This window comes from Wolbachia endosymbiont (group B) of Rhopobota naevana, from assembly GCF_947250615.1.
Taxonomy (GTDB): domain Bacteria; phylum Pseudomonadota; class Alphaproteobacteria; order Rickettsiales; family Anaplasmataceae; genus Wolbachia.
On record NZ_OX366333.1, the window covers coordinates 1,289,821 to 1,306,838 of the forward strand.

A 17,018-nucleotide genomic window follows, 5' to 3' on the forward strand; every position below is an offset into this window, starting at 1 on the left:
TTTATATTTGAAATTTAGTATTAGATAATTCTTGTAATGAGTTTGTAATCTCTTCGGTTAGCGCCATATGAATCTTTTCAGTGTCACTCAGTGATGCAAGTAGTGCTGAAACTCTATTTGGAATATTAAGCAAATTATTACGGACAACTCTTGCTACGTTAAATGCATCGCGCTTTACTTCCTCTACTGCTACAAGTTCACCAATCTCAGCCTTAGCTTTCGCCTCAAGAAGTTTACCTCGTTCCATTTCATTTTTTATTCGAGTTTTTAGCAACATCGTGGAAAGGTTACTTGTATTTTCGTTTTCTGGATTTTTCCTCCTAAGTGGCTGACTTGGATCTCTTATTGCCGCTACTGCTTCATTTGCTTGTTCTCTATTGATCAAACCATCCTCCAACTCAACTATCCCTTTCTTTACTAAATAACAGACATATTGCTTTGATACTCCTATCTCTCTTGCCCATTCTGTTTGTGTTATTTTTTTCACTTTTTTTTTCTTCTCTCTTTTTTGCCTATTTTGTACGAATTTTCTTCTTGAGTCTCTGAAAAGGTTTTACCAGTACCGGCTAAAATGGCATCTCTTCCCGTGTATACTTGCCAACGTTTTATCGTTACATCTACAAACTTTGAATCTAGCTCTATTGTTCTGCAAATTCTTCCTGTTCTCTCACATGCAATCAATGTGCTACCAGAACCACTAAATGGATCAAGTACTATATCTCCTGGTCTACTGCTATTAACTATTGCTCTTTCCATTAATTCTACTGGCTTCATCGTTGGATGTAGTGTATTGTGCGTTGGCTTATCATAAAACCACAGATCACTTTGATTTCTACCTCCATGCCACTCACGTTTATTGCCCCTTTTCCACCCATAGAGCATTGCTTCGTATTGTCTTTGATAATCAGACCTGCCTAGTGTAAAATGATTCTTTGCCCAAATGATAAATGTTGACCATTTTCCTCCTGCCTCCTCAAATACTTTTTGCAACGTTGAAAACTCTGATGATGATATGCAGATGTAAATTGCACCTTTCGTATATGCTAAAATGTGGGAACAGATATCGTAGAGAAAAAGTTCGTACTTTTCACCTTGATTATCGTTTAATATTTTTTTATCTTGGCTACCACCATAATCAACGTTATATGGAGGATCACAAACAGTAATGTCTGCCATTTTATCATCTAACAGCGCTTTATATGACTCAACTACAGAGCTATCACCACAATAGATTCGATGATCACCTAAAATCCAAAGATCACCTGGTTTTGTTATTTCTACCCTTTTTTCATCACCAACCAAGTCAGAAAAATCTTCTTTTTCACTATCTAAATCATCAAGGAAATGTTGAACTTTTTCTAATTCAAATCCTGTCATTTTAAGATCAAACTGTAAATCTTCTAACTCTTGAATTTCTACTTTCAAAAGCTCATCATCCCACTTTGCCCAATTAGCTGATTGATTGGCCAGTAATCGAAAAGCTTTGGTTTGTGGTTCATTTAAATTATCACTTAAAACCACTGGAATACTCTCCATACCAAGCTTTCTTGCTGCTTTAAGTCTTAAATGACCATCAACCACAGTTCCATCGCTTTTTGCAACTATTGGTATACGAAAGCCAAATTCCCGAATAGAAGCACACATTCTGTTGACCACATCGTCATTTTTACGTGGGTTACGCTCATATTCAACTAGGTTTCGAGTAGGATAGTAGTGGATTGCTAAATTCATATCTTAATAATTAAAAAGTTAATATTCAAAATATATCTGACGCTAGAGAAGGCCTAGGGTCTGACCCACCAAACCCGCCATTATGGACGAAAGGACCCACTTTTTATGGATTTTTCATCTTATTAATATCTTTACTAAAATCCATAACATAGAACATTAATGCTAAAGCATCAGATTCATTATCATCTTTAGGCAAACCCCCTTTTTCCTTTACAGCTTCAATAACTTCACTCTTACTTGCATTACCTTTGCCTGTTATAAAGCGTTTTATAGTTTTAACATTAACACCTTGGTAGGGAATATTGTTCTCTTCACACCAAGCAGACAGCACTGCAAGAAAACCACCATAGCAATGAGCTGCATCAGTTCCTAGATGTCTTCTTACTTCCTCAAAATACACTGCAGTGAACTCATGTTTCAAAGAATTAAGCCAATTGTGAAAACTTAAAAAACACATTCCACCTCCACTGAAACGGCTACCATGAAAGCTTTTGCTTCCACTTTCAATTACTCCATCTGTTAGAATTGCCCAGCCTGTTTGTTTGCCAAGATCTAATGTTAAAATCGACGTACAAAAACTCCTTTGTGTAATTAAAGTTCAATGCCCTGTATAATATATATGTACGATGACTCGCAAATTCGTCCGCAATTTTGAAAAAAAATTAAAAAAAATTTTCATATTCCTTTTCCTACCATTTAAGTTTTTACTTATCTCAATAGCTATTTTACATAACTTATATTACACCAATATTTATATTATTATATTATCATATATTATATTTTACCTTTATTTAAATATATATATAATATATATAAGACTTCAGTAATCCGTAAGTCCTCTTCACTGGCCGATTTTAGCCACTTAACTTTAGAAACGACTTTTAGGAATAGAACATAAAAAAGACAATATTATCAATAATTTAACGATTACTGCTTTCTGAAATACTAATTAGTAATTCAGAAATTAGGTACGAAATTGGTAGTTTTTTACCTATGAAAAAGTAGCTTCAGCAGTGTATCAAAACGTTTAAATCTTATTTTAACTTTTAAAGATTTTATTCTTTTAGATAAAAAAATTATTACTACTTTTTTATAATAAATTAGTCATACAAGATCTTGGTAAAAATCTCTATTCATGAAACTTTTGGAGTTTTTATGAAGAATTCTTATCAAGGAATCGATTCTACAATTGTTAAACATGTGAGATTTCAAGCTTCGCGCCTTAAATCCAAAAGCTGTTTTATTAACGAAAGTCTCGAAGATATAGAACAAGAGCTTTTTTGTCAGGTTTGGCAATATCTTAACCAGCACGATGAGAAAAGAAGTAGTTTTAGTACTTTCGTTGCTAGATTAGCTAATTATTGTGCTCGCAATATGTTACGCAATCAGTTGTGTCTAAAACGTAATATAACTTTTGATGATATAAACGACGATATTCCAGATCATAGGAACTCGGAAATCGAAGCGATAATTCGCACTGATATAAATAATATAATTTCAACTTTGTCTGAAAAAGATAGTAATTTATGTCAATTACTTAAGGTATTTACTATTACTGAAGTTTCTATAATAACCAAAATACCAAAGACAACTATCTATCGCACACTAGAACGAATACGCGATAAATTCTCAGTTTTAGAGTAAGTTATAAGCTCTCGATTATATTTGCTCAAAATTTTTTTTTGCAAATTGCGGACGAATTGCCTAGGTCATCGTACATATATATTTAGGTACTGGGAGAAAAATGAAAATAATGAACAGCAATGAACGGCTAAAAGTTCAAACAGGTATAAAAATGGTCATCTTTGGTCCTTATGGTATAGGTAAAACTAGTCTCTTAAAGACCATAAATGAACCAACACTTTGTCTTGATTTTGAGGCAGGTTTACTTGCTGTTCAAGATTGGCAAGGGGATTCTGTAAGTATTCGTACTTGGAATGAGGCAAGAGATATTGCATGTCTCATAGGTGGTCCTAATCCTGCGTTAAAATCTGACTCAGCATATAGCCAAAGACACTATGAGCATGTATCCAGTAAATACAAAGAGCTTGCTTCGGAGTTTCTCAAGTATCGATGTGTTTTTATCGATAGTATTACAGTAGCCTCGCGTTTATGTCTTTTATGGTCAAAAATGCAACCTGAAGCTTTTTCTGAAAGATCAGGAAAACAAGATATGAGAGCTGCTTACGGGTTACTTGCTCAAGAGATGATGGCTTGGCTCAATCAGTTTCAACATATTCCAAATAAAGACATCATTACAGTTGGAACTCTTGGGCAATACCTTGATGATTTCAATCGCTCAACTTGGCTACCTCAATGTGAAGGAGCTAAAACTGCAAGTGAAATTCCTGGGATAGTTGACGAAGTAATCAGTATGGTTGGAATCAAGAAAGATGATGGTACAGAGGTTCGTTCATTTGTCTGTCAGACAATTAATTCTTGGGGATATCCTGCTAAAGATCGAAGTGGATGCCTGAATATGGTTGAAGAACCGCATCTAGGAAAACTTCTTACAAAGATTAAAACCAAAGCTTTTGCAATTCAACCTATCACGCACAACATATAGGAGGTTATTATATGCTACAAAACTTTTTAACTATTGGTCAAAAAATTCCTTTTTTCAGTGTGAAAGAATACTTGGATGATCAATCGCCAATACCAGAAGATATAATCTCACCAAGAATTTTAACAAAAAGAGGCTTATTGGTACTGGGTGGCCCACCTAAAATCGGCAAGAGTGACTTTTTGATCTCTTGGCTTGTCCACATGGCCGCTGGTAGATCATTTCTCGGTATGACACCAAGTAGACCTTTGAAAATTTTCTACATGCAAACTGAAATTGAATATGAATATATGAAAGAACGTTTGCAACAACTTGATAATGAACTTTTGAATGTAGCTGCTAACAACTTAATCATTACGCCAAAAGTGCACTTATCATTTAATCATGATGAAATAAGTGAAATCAAGGAAATTGTGAATGAACGCTTTAAACCTGATGTTTTGGCCATAGATCCATTACGTAACATCTTTAGCAGTGAATATGGAAATGAAAATGACAATAGTGCTATGCTGTTTTTTCTGCAAAAGACTCTTGAAAAGCTACGCAGTGCTGTCAATCCAGATGCTTGTATTGTACTTACTCATCATACAAAAAAATTATCAAAAAAGATGCTCGAAGAAGATCCATTCCAAGGCCTAAGTGGTGCTGGATCTTTACGTGGATTTTACAGTACTGGTATGGTGATGTTTGCTCATGATGAAGAAAGTAGTGCACGCCAGATAGTATTTGAGCTTCGCAATGGTGAACGCGTGCAAAATAAACTTGTCGATAAGACAAATGGTCATTGGCAGCTAATGGAATAGCTAATTTTCACTTTAAAGTCAACTTATAGGAGAGCGTATGCTACAAGATTTTTTAACTGATTTTAATAATGCAAAACTGCAGAGCAGTTTAATACCGAAAGGTACAATAGTCAAGGTAAAAATGGCAATAAAGCCTGGAGGTTATGAAAATTGGTTCACTAAAAACTACACTACTGGCAGCATCTATTTAAACACTGAATTTACTGTCACTGAAGGTCCATATGCAAAACGCAAGATTTTTCAGATTATAGGTATCAAAAATGGCAAAGCAGAAGGTGAAGAAGACATCTGGGGAGAATCTGGACGTTCTATGCTGCGTAGTATTTTGGAATCATCCAGAAATATTCATGCAAATGACACTTCAGAGAAAGCAGTTACTGCTAGAAAAATCAACTCTATAGCTGATTTCAACGATTTAGAGTTTACAGCGAAAGTAGGCGTTGAAACTAATAATACGTACGGAGATAGAAATAGGATTACTACAGTTATTACTCCAGAATTACAAAAAAGTTTTCAAGATGATTGGTTGCCATTTTGAAGTATGACGAAGGAAAGTTGTGGGCTGCTGTTATTACTAGAGCTATTCAGGATGCAGCAGGAAAAAACCCTAAACTTAAAAAAGAGGCTTGTCAATGGATTCGCTCACGATCTTTTGAAACTGTTTGTGAGCTGGCTAATCTTGACTTTAAACGTCTAAAAAATATGTTGAACAAATTTGGAATAAACAAGGAGAATTTTATGGATTTTTCATCTAAAAATGCTTTAAAAATAAAATCATTATTAATTAATAATATCAAAGATTGTTTATCTTATTTGTTACCTGAAGGCAAATCTTACCAAAATAAATTCTATATTGGCAGTAGAAATGGAAATAAGATAATAGTTGAAATGGAAGGAGAAAATGCAGGAAATTGGTACAACCTGATCGAAGAAAAGAAAGGAAATATAATAGACCTTTGGACTTTAGTTAAAGGTAATATAGATTCTGCTGAAACATGGTTGAACGGTAAAGATGAAAGAAGTTCCATATTACAAGAAAAACAAAACGAAGGAAAAGCATTTTCTGTAAATCATTACTTAAATGACAAATCACCAATGCCACAAGATATAATAGGCCCAAGAATTTTGACACCAGGTGGTCTTTTGGTCATAGGTGGTACTCCAAAGATTGGCAAAAGTCATTTTCTTCTTTCTCTATTAGTACATCTGGCCGCAGGAAGATCATTTCTTGGCATGAAACCTACAAGACCGCTAAAAATATTCTATCTACAAAATGAAATGGAATATGACTATATTAGAGAACGTATACAACAACTCAACAAACTTCCTCATTTAGCAAAAGAAAACTTAGTTGTGACGAACAAGATGAACTTAACCTTAAATGAAGAAGGTATAGAAAAAATAAAAGATATGATAGCTGAAAAGTTTGATTTAGTTGTGATTGATTCTCCTTATAATTCCGTTAACAATGGTCTGCAGCATGCAATAGAAAAACTACGTTCCAAGATTAACCCTATGGCTGGAATAATCATTACAAATCACACCAAAAAAGTATCTACCTCTACATTGGAAAAGAATCCATTTCAAGCTCTCGTTGGTGCTAATGCTTTAAGAAGTTTTTATACATCTGGAATAGTAATATTTCAACCCAATAAACGTACAAATATCTTGCAAGTAGTATATGAACTTAGAAACGGTAGATCTATACCAACAAAATTCATCAACAAGATTAATGGATGTTGGAAAACTGCTAATGTTATAGCTAGAACATAAAAAACACAAATTCTTCAGGTAGGTATGGATATTTGTTGTTCACAAAGAAATGGACGTTATAAATTATTAGGGGAGAAAGAACAGTTAAAAACTCAACTCCTATCAAATATAAGGTCATGTCTTTCTTATTTACTGCCAAGAGGAACTTTTCGTGGTGATAAGTTCTATGTAGGTAATCTACAAGGCAATAAAGGACAAAGTATGATAGTAGAGTTAACTGGCAATAAAGCAGGATTATGGCACGATTTTTCTACCGAAGAAGGAGGAGATATTTTTGATCTTTGGGCTGCTGTTACTGGAAAAAATCAATTTACTGACACGATAGAAGATATTGCTAAGTGGATTGGTTATTCGGAAAAAAATAACACTCTGGGACAACCAACGGCATCATGGAACTATTACGATGAAAGTGATCAAGTGATTGCTACAGTTTATCGTTATAACACTGATTCAAGAAAAAGATATCTTCCTTTTGATGTAAAAAGGTCTAGTTTTACTCCACCACAAATTAGACCTTTATATAATATTCCAGGTATCATGAAATCTGATAAGGTGATTTTAGTTGAAGGTGAAAAGTGTGCAGATGCTCTGATAGAGCAAGGTATGACTGCCACAACTGCAATGTTAGGAGCAAATGCACCAATAGAAAAAACAGACTGGTCACCACTTAAGGGTAAGCATGTTATTATTTGGCCAGACAATGATGAATCAGGTAAACAATATGCTGAGAAAGTTGTGAAAAAGCTTACTTTTCTTGGTGTTTTATCACTTACTCTTCTTGAAATACCGGAGAATAAACCAAAGGGATGGGATGCAGCAGATAGCGTACAAACAAATATAGATATTTCTGAATTCATTGAAAATAACTCGAGAAAAGTAATTGTTAAGCAATTGCTTAATATTCAAGAATGGAGCGTAGAACGTTTTATAGGTCCAGTACCAGAGCAAAAGTTTCTTGTTGAAGGGTTATTTCCTTTAGGAGTGACATCTATTCTAGCTGCAATGGGAGATACTGGTAAAGGTATGCTTCTGCTTGATTTAGCACTGAAAGTTGCGAGTAGAAAAGATCAGCCATGTGGTTTTGGTCCTTTAGTTACTGAACATGGATCTGTTGTAATATTCTCTGCAGAAGATGATATGAGTGAAATACATCGTCGTTTAGAACGTCTTGATTCGCAATGCGAGAGATTAAAATATAAGGATAGGCTCTTTATTGTACCATTACCAAATGTTAGTGGATCACTTACAATCATAAAGAGTGTTTCAGGTAAAGTTATAGAGACTTCTCCTGAATTTGAATCTATAACAAAACAACTTAATAAAATAAAAGACTTAAAATTAATCGTATTTGATCCACTTGCATCATTTGTGCATGCTGATTTAAATACTGACCCAGCCGTAGGCGATTATTTGATGTCTTTATTATCTGATTTAGCAGGTAGCACTGGAGCATCAATAATTACTGCCCATCATATGAGAAAGCCAAAAAGTGAAAAACCTATATCGACTGTTGAGCAAGCACGTGATGCCATTAGAGGTACATCTGCTCTTGTTAATGGTGTTAGGTGTTCATACGCTTTTTGGTCTGTGGAAGATGCAGCTAAACCGACAATTTTTAAATCAATAGGAGAATCTGTAAGACAGAACGCATTATTTTATGGAGCAATTGTTAAAGCAAACGGTTTGGCTGATCGCACTTTACGCACCTATTTAAGAAATGAAGAAACAGGATTGTTAGAGGACATAACTGAAAGATTAAGAATAAAAAATATGAACGAAAAAGATTCAAAGCAGCATCTTATAACTGCAATTACACGAGCAGCAATTTCTGGACATCCATTTACCCATACAGGAAGTACAGGAGTGTATAAACAGCGGCATAGACTACCTGAGGAGTTTCACAGTATAGGAAGAGATAGAATGGAGCGTATAGTTCAAGAGCTGTTACAAGCACGGAAGCTGGTTAAGGGAATGGCTACTGGTTCAAAAGAAGATAAATGGCTTGACATTCCTAGCGGACCATTTGCTCGTGGTGTTGGAAAATTTAGCTGTGGAGCTGAGCTATTCTCCTAAAAAATTTTTCTGATATAAAAAAATATTTTGATTTTTGCGGACGAATTTTGAAGTCATCGTACATATATAATATAGGGGTCAAACTTTCAAATGTCAATTCTTACACAATCAGGTAGAGCAGCAATAGCAGCCAGCATAAAAGAGCAATCTCTACATCTTGCTTGGGGAAGTGGTGATTCAAGCTCTGGAAGTAGCCATCAGGTCGAAAAAGTTTTTGTTGAGGGTGAAATAGCTCTAGATCACCACACTATTAAAGATGTAAGGGTTTTTACAGGACAAACAACTTATCAGCCAAGTATAGATTATATAGTTGATAGCAGTACTGGTGTAATAAAACTTACGGAAAATAGCTCTATCACGGCAAATAGTGCAGTTACTGTAGAATATAGTGAAAGCACACCACCAGAGCTGATAACTTCTGAAAAACTGCTCAATGAGCTTGGCAGACGTACTGCAGATGAAGTACTATTCTGCATAGGTGATGAGAATGGAGAGCTTATAACTCCTACAGGTAGGTTTAAACCCTCTAATGTACCAACTAATAATCTCTATCTCAAATTTACTTTCGATTTTAACGACGCTGCAAATCAAGTTATCAGGGAACTTGGGGTTATGGTTGGTACTAAAGTAAAAGAAGGGTTACCTATAGGACAGAGATATTTTGAACCAAAAGACGTGGAAAATCCCGGAATTTTGTTAGTTTTAGAACATACAGTACCACTTATCAGAACTGCAGCAACTCGGGAAACTTTTTCATTTGTTGTAACTTTTTGAATTTTTCTAGCATAAAATGACTTTAAACGCCTATTATAACCGCTTTAATCCTGACAAAGAATATGAGAAAAGCTTGTTTCTAGCAGGAAGAGGTTTGCAATCTGCAGAATTAAACGAAACTCAGGAGTATGCTCTCTCTAAGCTTAAAGGCATAGGCGATGCAATATTTCGTGATGGTGATGTTATAACAGGAAGCAATTGTATTATAGATAGAGAAACTGGTAAAGTTACGCTTGAATCAGGAAAAATCTATCTTTGTGGAGCAGTTAGAAAAGTCGAAAAAGAAGAATTTATTATTCCACTGAGTACTATAGTTCGCATAGGTGTTTATTATCTAGAATCTACCATTACAGAACTTGAGGACGAAAATCTTCGTGATCCTGCTGTTGGTACAAGAAACTATCAGGAAGTAGGAGCTGCAAGGCTTAAAGTTTCCACCATTTGGGGTTATCAAGCAGAAGGTCTTTCTCCACGTTTTTCTGAAGGAGAATTTTATCCAATTTATAACATTGAAAATGGAGTATTAATAGAACATTCACCGCCACCACAAGCAAATATAGTAACTACTGCTCTTGCTCGTTATGACAAAGAAGCCAATGGTTCCTATGTCGTAAATGGTCTTGAAGTAATGTTCCTGCAAAAGGAAGAGGGAGAAGGAGGAAAAAAAATATTTGTGATTAATGAGGGCAAAGCTCATGTTGATGGCTATGAGATTGAACTTCCTCACAGTATTCGAGTTTCTTTTGATCAAGATCCGGACATAAAAGCAGTTGAGTCAGAACCACATACTTTTCAGCCAAATAGCCAAAGGGTAATGGAACTGAAGGTTAATGATTTTCCAATAAGTGAAATTAAAAAAGTAGATATAACTGTTCAGAAAACCATTACTGTTACTCATGGTTCATACTCTGGAGCTATTGATCCGATACCTGACTCTGCAGTACTTGAGATTATTCAAGTTAAACAAGGCAATGTTATTTATGAAAATAGTATAGATTACAAATTAAACGCAGGAAACGTTGATTGGTCATTACCAGGTAAAGAACCAGCTCCTGGAAGTAGTTACCTAATAACCTATCGCTGTCGCACTCATGTAAGCCCTGAAGATATAAGTGAAGAAGGGTGTAAAGTAAAAGGAGCAGTTGATAATAGTCTGGTTTTGATTGATTATACCTGGAAAATGCCCCGCTATGATTTAATTACTATCGATAGCAAAGGGGTGGTAAGAAGAATAAAAGGAATTTCCCACTCTTGGAGACCATCGATGCCAAAAGCACCTAGCGGACAACTTTTGCTCTGCTACATTCACCAAACATGGAAAAACGGAGAAAAAGAAGGGGTAAAAATAGTGAATAATGCTATTCATGCTGTACCTATGAATGAGCTTGAAGCAATGAAAAAAGGAATAAATGATCTTTATGCGCTGGTTGCAGAGGAACGTTTACGCAGTGATGCAAATTCAAGAGAACCTACTACCAAAAAAGGAGTATTTGTAGATCCGTTCTTCGATGATGATATGCGTGATCAAGGTATTACTCAAACTGCAGCAATAGTAAATAAGGAACTAATTTTACCGATAGACGTAGAAATTATTGATGTTGAAAAGAGCACAAAACCTTATCTTTTACCGTATGAACTTGAGCCGGTATTAGAACAGCTTTTACAGACTAAAAGTGAAAAAATTAATCCGTATCAAGCTTTTGATAAAATAACCGCAAAAGTTACCATAAATAAAAACATTGATCACTGGACGGAGGTAAAAACAAATTGGAAAAGTCCAGTAACTAGAGAATTTAATACTAGAGAGACCACAGAGCTATTATCAAGTAATTCTTATGAAACTGAATTTATGAGAGAAGCAATACAGAATTTTGAAATTGAAGGTTTTGAGCCAAATGAGAAGCTTAAAGAGATAAAATTTGACGGAATAAACATTCAACCTATAACTTAAAACTGGAAAACCAAATGTTAACAGCTAACAATCAGGGAAAATTAAAGGGAAAAATAAAAATCCCAGCAAACATTCCAGCAGGTACTAAATTGGTGCAATTTTATGGGAATAAAGGAAGCTATGGAGAAGCAACTTATACTGGTAAAAAAACAATTACCATAGAAGAAAGAAGAAGAGTGATCGCAGCAAGACGAGTTGATCCTTTAGCACAAACATTTACTTTAAATGAGAGCAGACACATAGGGGGTCTAGATTTATGGTTCACAAATAGCGGCAAAAAACGTGTTGTTGTGCAGATTAGAGAAACAGCAGTGGGAATGCCCTCGCAGACTGTCATTGCTGAAAGTTATATTGAGCCAAAAGATATAAAGATAGATGGCACAGCAACACGTATAGAGTGGTCACCAGTGTTTTGCCATGCAGGAGAGGAGTATTCAATAGTACTGCTTACTGATGATCCTGGTACTGCAGTAAAGATAGCAGAACTTGGCAAATATGATGCAGTAAATAGCCGTTGGGTAACAAGTCAGCCATATCAAGTAGGAGTATTACTTTCATCTAGCAACGCAAGTACTTGGACACCACATCAAAATTTAGATCTAACTTTTAGGCTTTTAGCAGCGAAGTTCACTGAAAATTCTCACGTTATTGATCTTGGTAAAGTTACTGCAAACAATACTTCAGATTTAATTGTTTTGACGAACGTCGAAAAAGTAGCATTTGATACCAATGTAGAATTTATTCTGATAGATGAAGAGGGAAAAGAAAATTTTCTATCTGATAACTTGTCGCTCGCGCTGCGTGAAAGACTATCTGGAGAGTTAACAGTAAAGGCAAATTTAAAAGGGTCAAAAGAAAAAAGTCCAGTGCTATATCCTGGGTTACAGCTAGTTATGGGTAATATAGGGGAAAAAGGAGATTATGTTACAAGAAGCATTACAGCAGGAGCTAACACTAAAATTACCATAACATATGATGCGCTAATACCTGGCACTGCAGACATTAAAACTTATGTAGAGAAAAACGTGGGAGAATGGCAATTAGTAAATTTAACATCAGGAAAACCAATTGGAGAAAATTGGGTAGAGAGAACTCATGTGCTGACAAACTTTAATGGCAATGAGACAAGGATAAAATTAGTTTTAAGTGGAACAGTTATCTATCGTCCTAAAGTCAAAAATCTACGAATCATTGTTACATAGAAGAATGTCAAATGATAAAACGAGTAGAGGGTATCCACTACCTCATCCAGAAAACATTGCAGTGGAAGATGTAGTACGTATTCGTACCACAATTGAGAAAATAGATGAAGATATGAGTGAGAGAGAAAATAAACATAATCAACTGAAAAGTAATTTTGAACGATTTAGATTTGAAACTTTTTTGAATTTTTGGGAATGAAAGAAGCAATATACCAAAGGATAAAGGATTTAGCAGTAAGTAGCACAGCTGATCAACTGGCATATCTTGCAAAATCGCTGGAATTGATAGCAGATAAAAAAGCTATTTCCAACGTTGTGCAGATGACTGAAGTAAAAGGAATAATTGATGCACTACAAAAAAGACTTAAGGATTTAGCAGAAAACAGTACTCCAGATCAATTAGCATATCTTGCTAAAGCATTGGAATCAATAGTCGACAAAAGTGCAGTTTCTGAAATTGTACAGATGACTGATGGTAAGCTAAAAGAACTTCTTGATAGTGCAAAAAAACACTTAACTGATCTGGATAATAAAAAAGCTAGTTCTTTAGCAGTGATCTCTGAATCAGAGAAGCAGTTATTAAAGAGAATTGATGAAAAAGGGACAACAAATTTATCGCTACTTGATACGAGAAAGAATGCCAACATTGCAGCAATAAATAGTGTTGGCAATGATCATAAAGATGGTCTAAAAGGTTTAGTGAATAACTTCCGTACTGTTAATGATGTGCCAAGTGGTTCATCGATTATGAGGGAGATAAGGAGCAGAGAACCAACCAAGCTTAACTCCATAAATGATGTACCAAGTGGCTCATCAATCATGAAAGAAGTAAGAAATCGTCATATGATTGAACCTGGAGCATTACCTTTTTTATTTGGTGTACTAAGTAGAAAAAATAATTACTTTGGCCACGGAACTTTTACAACTGAGCTTGGAGAGTGGAGCGGTGATATAACAAAAACAGACTATATGCTGCAACTACTTGCAGGTACTCACACGTACGATACAAGCTATGTTAGTTTTTATCGGCCAAGACAACTCAGTTTTTTTGAAGGAAGTAAAGGTACATTTATCTACGGAGAATCATACCCAAGATTCATGTATGATGGATTTTCGGAGCAATTCAATATGTTGAAATATCCTTATGCTGCACTAGGAGTAATATTCGTAAAAAACACAAGCAATGTAGATATAAGTAAAACTCTAAACTTTGTTGGATCTGCAATGTGGTATAAAGATGAAGTTAATTATGGAGGAGCAGGATTATTTATAGGTACACCTGATAAAACTAATACAAGGAAGTCAGAGATTTCGAGAATTACTTGGACACGTATTTACCAGCATGAAATTAACAGTCCTGAATTTATTGCATCAGGTAACATACTCATTCCAGCAGGAAAAACTGTTACAGTGTTACTTTATACGTCATCCAATCTTCACTCAGGAGGTGAAAGAGTTGGTGAGACACCTGAGTTCTTTGCGAGTGAGCATACGTATAGCACAATCTATGGTCAATTTATTCAGTGGGGAATATATAACTTTCGCAGTAATTTTTTAACCACAGGACTTGAGATCGATGTAGAGAGAACGCTAAGAGCGTGGCAGTGTCCAGGGCTAGATGCAACATATAAACTTTGGCAGTAAAAGAGGAAGAAAATACGCTTACAAATAAGTTGAAATAACAACACTTGAAAACAAGCCAACTGGAAATGATTGGTATGAAGCACCAAAGAATTTTGACTGGCAAAAAAGTTATTGTTTAACAGAAGGAGAGAAAATTGTTGAAAGGAATAAGGAAGATATTGAGCTGGAATTATTGGAAAATGCGAAGCTTTCTGCACTTCGTTTTTATTTTAATAACTATACTAACGAATACGCTGGAAATTCTCACCAAAAAGCTAAATCGTATCAAATACAAGAAAAAGCCGCAAAAAGCATTCTAGCAGCACCAGAGTCTATAAGTAAAAAGGATACAGAAATTATAGAACCATTAGCAAGAGTCCGTGGTATTACAGTTATTGAAATGGCAAGAATAATTGAAGAAAAAGCAAAAAAAGCAGTAAAAGAAATAATTAAATGTGAAGAGTTGGAAGACATTACCAAGAAGAAAATTGCAGAAGCCAAAAGTGTAGAGAACTTACTAAACGATTTTAAACAAAAGATACAAAGAAATGGCTGAAGAATTTTTACATGGCGTAAATGTTATAGAGGTTACCTCAGGGACAAGATCAGTACGTACAGCTAAATCATCAGTGATAGGTGTAATTGGTACTGCATTCGAAGCTGATGAGCAAAAATTTCCACTGAATAAACCAGTACTGATAGCAGGAAGTTTAAAGGAAGCAGCAAAGCTTGGAAAGAGTGGAAGTTTACCTTCTGCAGTAAATGGAATATTTTCCCAGATTGGTGCAACAGTAGTAGTTATTCGAGTTAAAGAAAGTGAAAACAGCGATCCAAAATTAAAAGAAGAAGAGACGCTGAAAAATATAATTGGCGGTGTTGATAAAGAGACTGGAGAGTATCAAGGGATAGAGGCATTCCTCAGTAGTGAAAGCATAGTTCATATTGCGCCAAGAATACTCATTGCACCTCAGTTTACTCATCAGTTACCTGAAATAGATGGAGTAAATCCAGTAGTGAGTGCTTTAATTTCCATAGCAGAAAAATTAAGAGCAATTATTGTTGCAGATGGACCAAATACTAATGATGAAGAAGCAATAAAATGGAGAAAAAGTGTAGGCAGCTCAAGAGTTTATGTGGTTGACCCATGGATTAAGGTATTTATTGAAGGAAAAGAAGAAATCTTGCCATCGAGTCCATTTGTAGCTGGTTTAATAGCTAAGATAGACAGCGAGCAAGGCTTCTGGCACTCACCTTCAAATAAAGAGATAAATGGTATTGTTGGAACAAGCAGGCCTATTGATTTTACGCTCGGTAATACAAATTGTAGAGCAAACCACTTGAATGAAAATGAAGTAACAACGATAATTCATCAAAATGGCTATAGGCTTTGGGGAAATAGAACATGTTCAAATGACTCAAAATGGGCTTTTCTATCAGTGAGGCGAACTGCAGATTTAATCAATGATAGTCTACTTCGAGCTCATTTATGGGCAGTTGATCGCAATATCACCAAAACTTACATAGATGATGTGATTGAGGGGGTGAATTCTTATTTGGCCAATTTAAAAGCTCAAGGAGCTATTATCAGCGGAAAATGTTATGCAACACCAGAGCTCAATACACCGGCAAACATTGCAAGCGGGAAAGTGTATTTTGACTTTGAGTTTACACCACCATATCCGGCAGAACAGATTACTTTTCGTTCACGGCTGGTGAATAGTGAAATATCGTAAATTTTATTAAGGGAAAAAGGGAAGAAAGATGCTACCAAAGATTTTAAAGAATTTTAATGTGTTCGTAGATGGTCGGGGTTATGCAGGAAAAATAGATGAAATTACGCTGCCAAAGCTTACCATAAAAACTGAAGAATATAGAGCTGGTGGTATGGATATTCCAATAAATATTGACATGGGTATGGAAAAGTTAGAAGCAGACTTTACTTTTTCTGAATACGATACAGAGCTCTTTCGGCTATTTGGGTTGATAAATGGAAATTCAGTAGCTTTGACACTCAGAGGTGGAATGCAAGGGAGTGGTAGTAATGATATTGAAGCTGTAGTAATCAATCTCAGAGGCATATTCAAAGAATTTGATTTTGGTAGCTGGAAACCTGCTGAAAAAGCCACTCTCAAATGCACTGTAGCTGCCCATTATTATAAACTTACGATAGGTGGTAATGAATTAATAGAAATCGATGCTGAAAATATGATTAGAAAGATAAATGGTGTTGATCAGATGGCCTTGCTACAAACGATTCTAGGGATTTAATGGAATAGACAGATGCCTTTTCACTTCTTTATTGAAAAATTACTGATAATACTGTATAATTGTTAATGTTTTTTAGACATTTTTGCTATGGCTTTATCTAAATTTCTTGACCCTAAAAATGATATAGCATTTCGCCGTATCTGTAGGGTCGAGAACTGGCGCGCCTCTTTAGGGTTTGGTGGCTGATCCATTATTTTCATCCTGGGCCTCAATCCAAATTCCCATGTTAACGTTTCCAGCTCCCGCCTCGTCAAACG

General features: G+C 35.3%; 18 protein-coding genes. 14 read left to right on the forward strand and 4 right to left on the reverse strand.

Annotated features, from left to right (window positions below; genetic code table 11):
- Window position 1: 1 nt before the first annotated feature.
- The 3 genes from OOL01_RS06190 to OOL01_RS06200 form a co-directional block, all read right to left on the reverse strand.
- Window positions 2-487 (reverse strand): hypothetical protein, encoded by a 486-nt coding sequence (locus OOL01_RS06190; protein ID WP_264686598.1) that lies wholly within the window; start codon window positions 485-487, stop codon window positions 2-4.
- Window positions 484-1,731 (reverse strand): DNA modification methylase, encoded by a 1,248-nt coding sequence (locus OOL01_RS06195; protein ID WP_264686599.1) that lies wholly within the window; start codon window positions 1,729-1,731, stop codon window positions 484-486. The genes OOL01_RS06190 and OOL01_RS06195 overlap by 4 nt, the downstream gene beginning before the upstream one ends.
- Window positions 1,732-1,834: 103 nt before the next feature.
- Entirely contained in the window at window positions 1,835-2,296 is a 462-nt protein-coding gene (locus tag OOL01_RS06200; RefSeq protein WP_174515997.1) for a crossover junction endodeoxyribonuclease RuvC, read from the reverse strand.
- A gap of 590 nt (window positions 2,297-2,886) precedes the next feature.
- Between OOL01_RS06200 and OOL01_RS06205 the strand changes: the two genes are divergently transcribed.
- The 14 genes from OOL01_RS06205 (at window position 2,887) to OOL01_RS06270 (ending at window position 16,761) form a co-directional block, all read left to right on the forward strand.
- A complete protein-coding gene (locus tag OOL01_RS06205; RefSeq protein ID WP_174515994.1) occupies window positions 2,887-3,375 on the forward strand; it encodes a sigma-70 family RNA polymerase sigma factor in 489 nt (162 codons plus the stop codon).
- A 100-nt stretch (window positions 3,376-3,475) separates the two neighbouring features.
- Window positions 3,476-4,297, forward strand: a complete 822-nt coding sequence (locus OOL01_RS06210) for an ATP-binding protein (protein WP_213863537.1) — start codon at window positions 3,476-3,478, stop codon at window positions 4,295-4,297.
- Window positions 4,298-4,308: 11 nt separating this feature from the next.
- Complete coding sequence (locus OOL01_RS06215; RefSeq protein WP_264686600.1) at window positions 4,309-5,097, forward strand: AAA family ATPase; 789 nt, start codon at window positions 4,309-4,311, stop codon at window positions 5,095-5,097.
- A 37-nt stretch (window positions 5,098-5,134) separates the two neighbouring features.
- Window positions 5,135-5,635: a hypothetical protein gene (locus OOL01_RS06220; RefSeq protein ID WP_182364992.1), complete on the forward strand. Its 501-nt coding sequence runs from the start codon at window positions 5,135-5,137 to the stop codon at window positions 5,633-5,635.
- Complete coding sequence (locus tag OOL01_RS06225; protein WP_264686601.1) at window positions 5,632-6,870, forward strand: AAA family ATPase; 1,239 nt, start codon at window positions 5,632-5,634, stop codon at window positions 6,868-6,870. The genes OOL01_RS06220 and OOL01_RS06225 overlap by 4 nt, the downstream gene beginning before the upstream one ends.
- Before the next feature lie 24 nt (window positions 6,871-6,894).
- Window positions 6,895-8,943 carry an AAA family ATPase gene (locus OOL01_RS06230; RefSeq protein WP_264686602.1) on the forward strand — a complete coding sequence of 683 codons (2,049 nt, stop codon included), beginning with the start codon at window positions 6,895-6,897 and terminating at the stop codon, window positions 8,941-8,943.
- A gap of 90 nt (window positions 8,944-9,033) precedes the next feature.
- On the forward strand, window positions 9,034-9,717 hold the full coding sequence (locus OOL01_RS06235; protein WP_143688743.1) for a hypothetical protein: 684 nt from the start codon (window positions 9,034-9,036) through the stop codon (window positions 9,715-9,717).
- Between the two features lie 16 nt (window positions 9,718-9,733).
- A complete protein-coding gene (locus OOL01_RS06240) occupies window positions 9,734-11,668 on the forward strand; it encodes a DUF4815 domain-containing protein (protein WP_264686603.1) in 1,935 nt (644 codons plus the stop codon).
- 14 nt (window positions 11,669-11,682) lie between these two features.
- On the forward strand, window positions 11,683-12,870 hold the full coding sequence (locus tag OOL01_RS06245; protein ID WP_264685153.1) for a hypothetical protein: 1,188 nt from the start codon (window positions 11,683-11,685) through the stop codon (window positions 12,868-12,870).
- Between the two features lie 4 nt (window positions 12,871-12,874).
- On the forward strand, window positions 12,875-13,069 hold the full coding sequence (locus OOL01_RS06250) for a hypothetical protein (protein ID WP_264685152.1): 195 nt from the start codon (window positions 12,875-12,877) through the stop codon (window positions 13,067-13,069).
- Window positions 13,066-14,514 carry a hypothetical protein gene (locus tag OOL01_RS06255; protein ID WP_264686604.1) on the forward strand — a complete coding sequence of 483 codons (1,449 nt, stop codon included), beginning with the start codon at window positions 13,066-13,068 and terminating at the stop codon, window positions 14,512-14,514. Before OOL01_RS06250 ends, OOL01_RS06255 begins: the two co-directional genes overlap by 4 nt.
- 34 nt (window positions 14,515-14,548) lie before the next feature.
- Window positions 14,549-15,049 carry a hypothetical protein gene (locus OOL01_RS06260; RefSeq protein ID WP_264687241.1) on the forward strand — a complete coding sequence of 167 codons (501 nt, stop codon included), beginning with the start codon at window positions 14,549-14,551 and terminating at the stop codon, window positions 15,047-15,049.
- Window positions 15,042-16,226: a phage tail sheath subtilisin-like domain-containing protein gene (locus OOL01_RS06265; RefSeq protein WP_264686605.1), complete on the forward strand. Its 1,185-nt coding sequence runs from the start codon at window positions 15,042-15,044 to the stop codon at window positions 16,224-16,226. The genes OOL01_RS06260 and OOL01_RS06265 overlap by 8 nt, the downstream gene beginning before the upstream one ends.
- Before the next feature lie 28 nt (window positions 16,227-16,254).
- On the forward strand, window positions 16,255-16,761 hold the full coding sequence (locus OOL01_RS06270) for a phage major tail tube protein (RefSeq protein ID WP_264686606.1): 507 nt from the start codon (window positions 16,255-16,257) through the stop codon (window positions 16,759-16,761).
- A 62-nt stretch (window positions 16,762-16,823) separates the two neighbouring features.
- Here the strand turns inward: OOL01_RS06270 and OOL01_RS06275 are convergent, their stop codons facing one another.
- Window positions 16,824-16,961 carry a hypothetical protein gene (locus OOL01_RS06275; RefSeq protein WP_264686607.1) on the reverse strand — a complete coding sequence of 46 codons (138 nt, stop codon included), beginning with the start codon at window positions 16,959-16,961 and terminating at the stop codon, window positions 16,824-16,826.
- Between the last annotated feature and the right edge of the window lie 57 nt (window positions 16,962-17,018).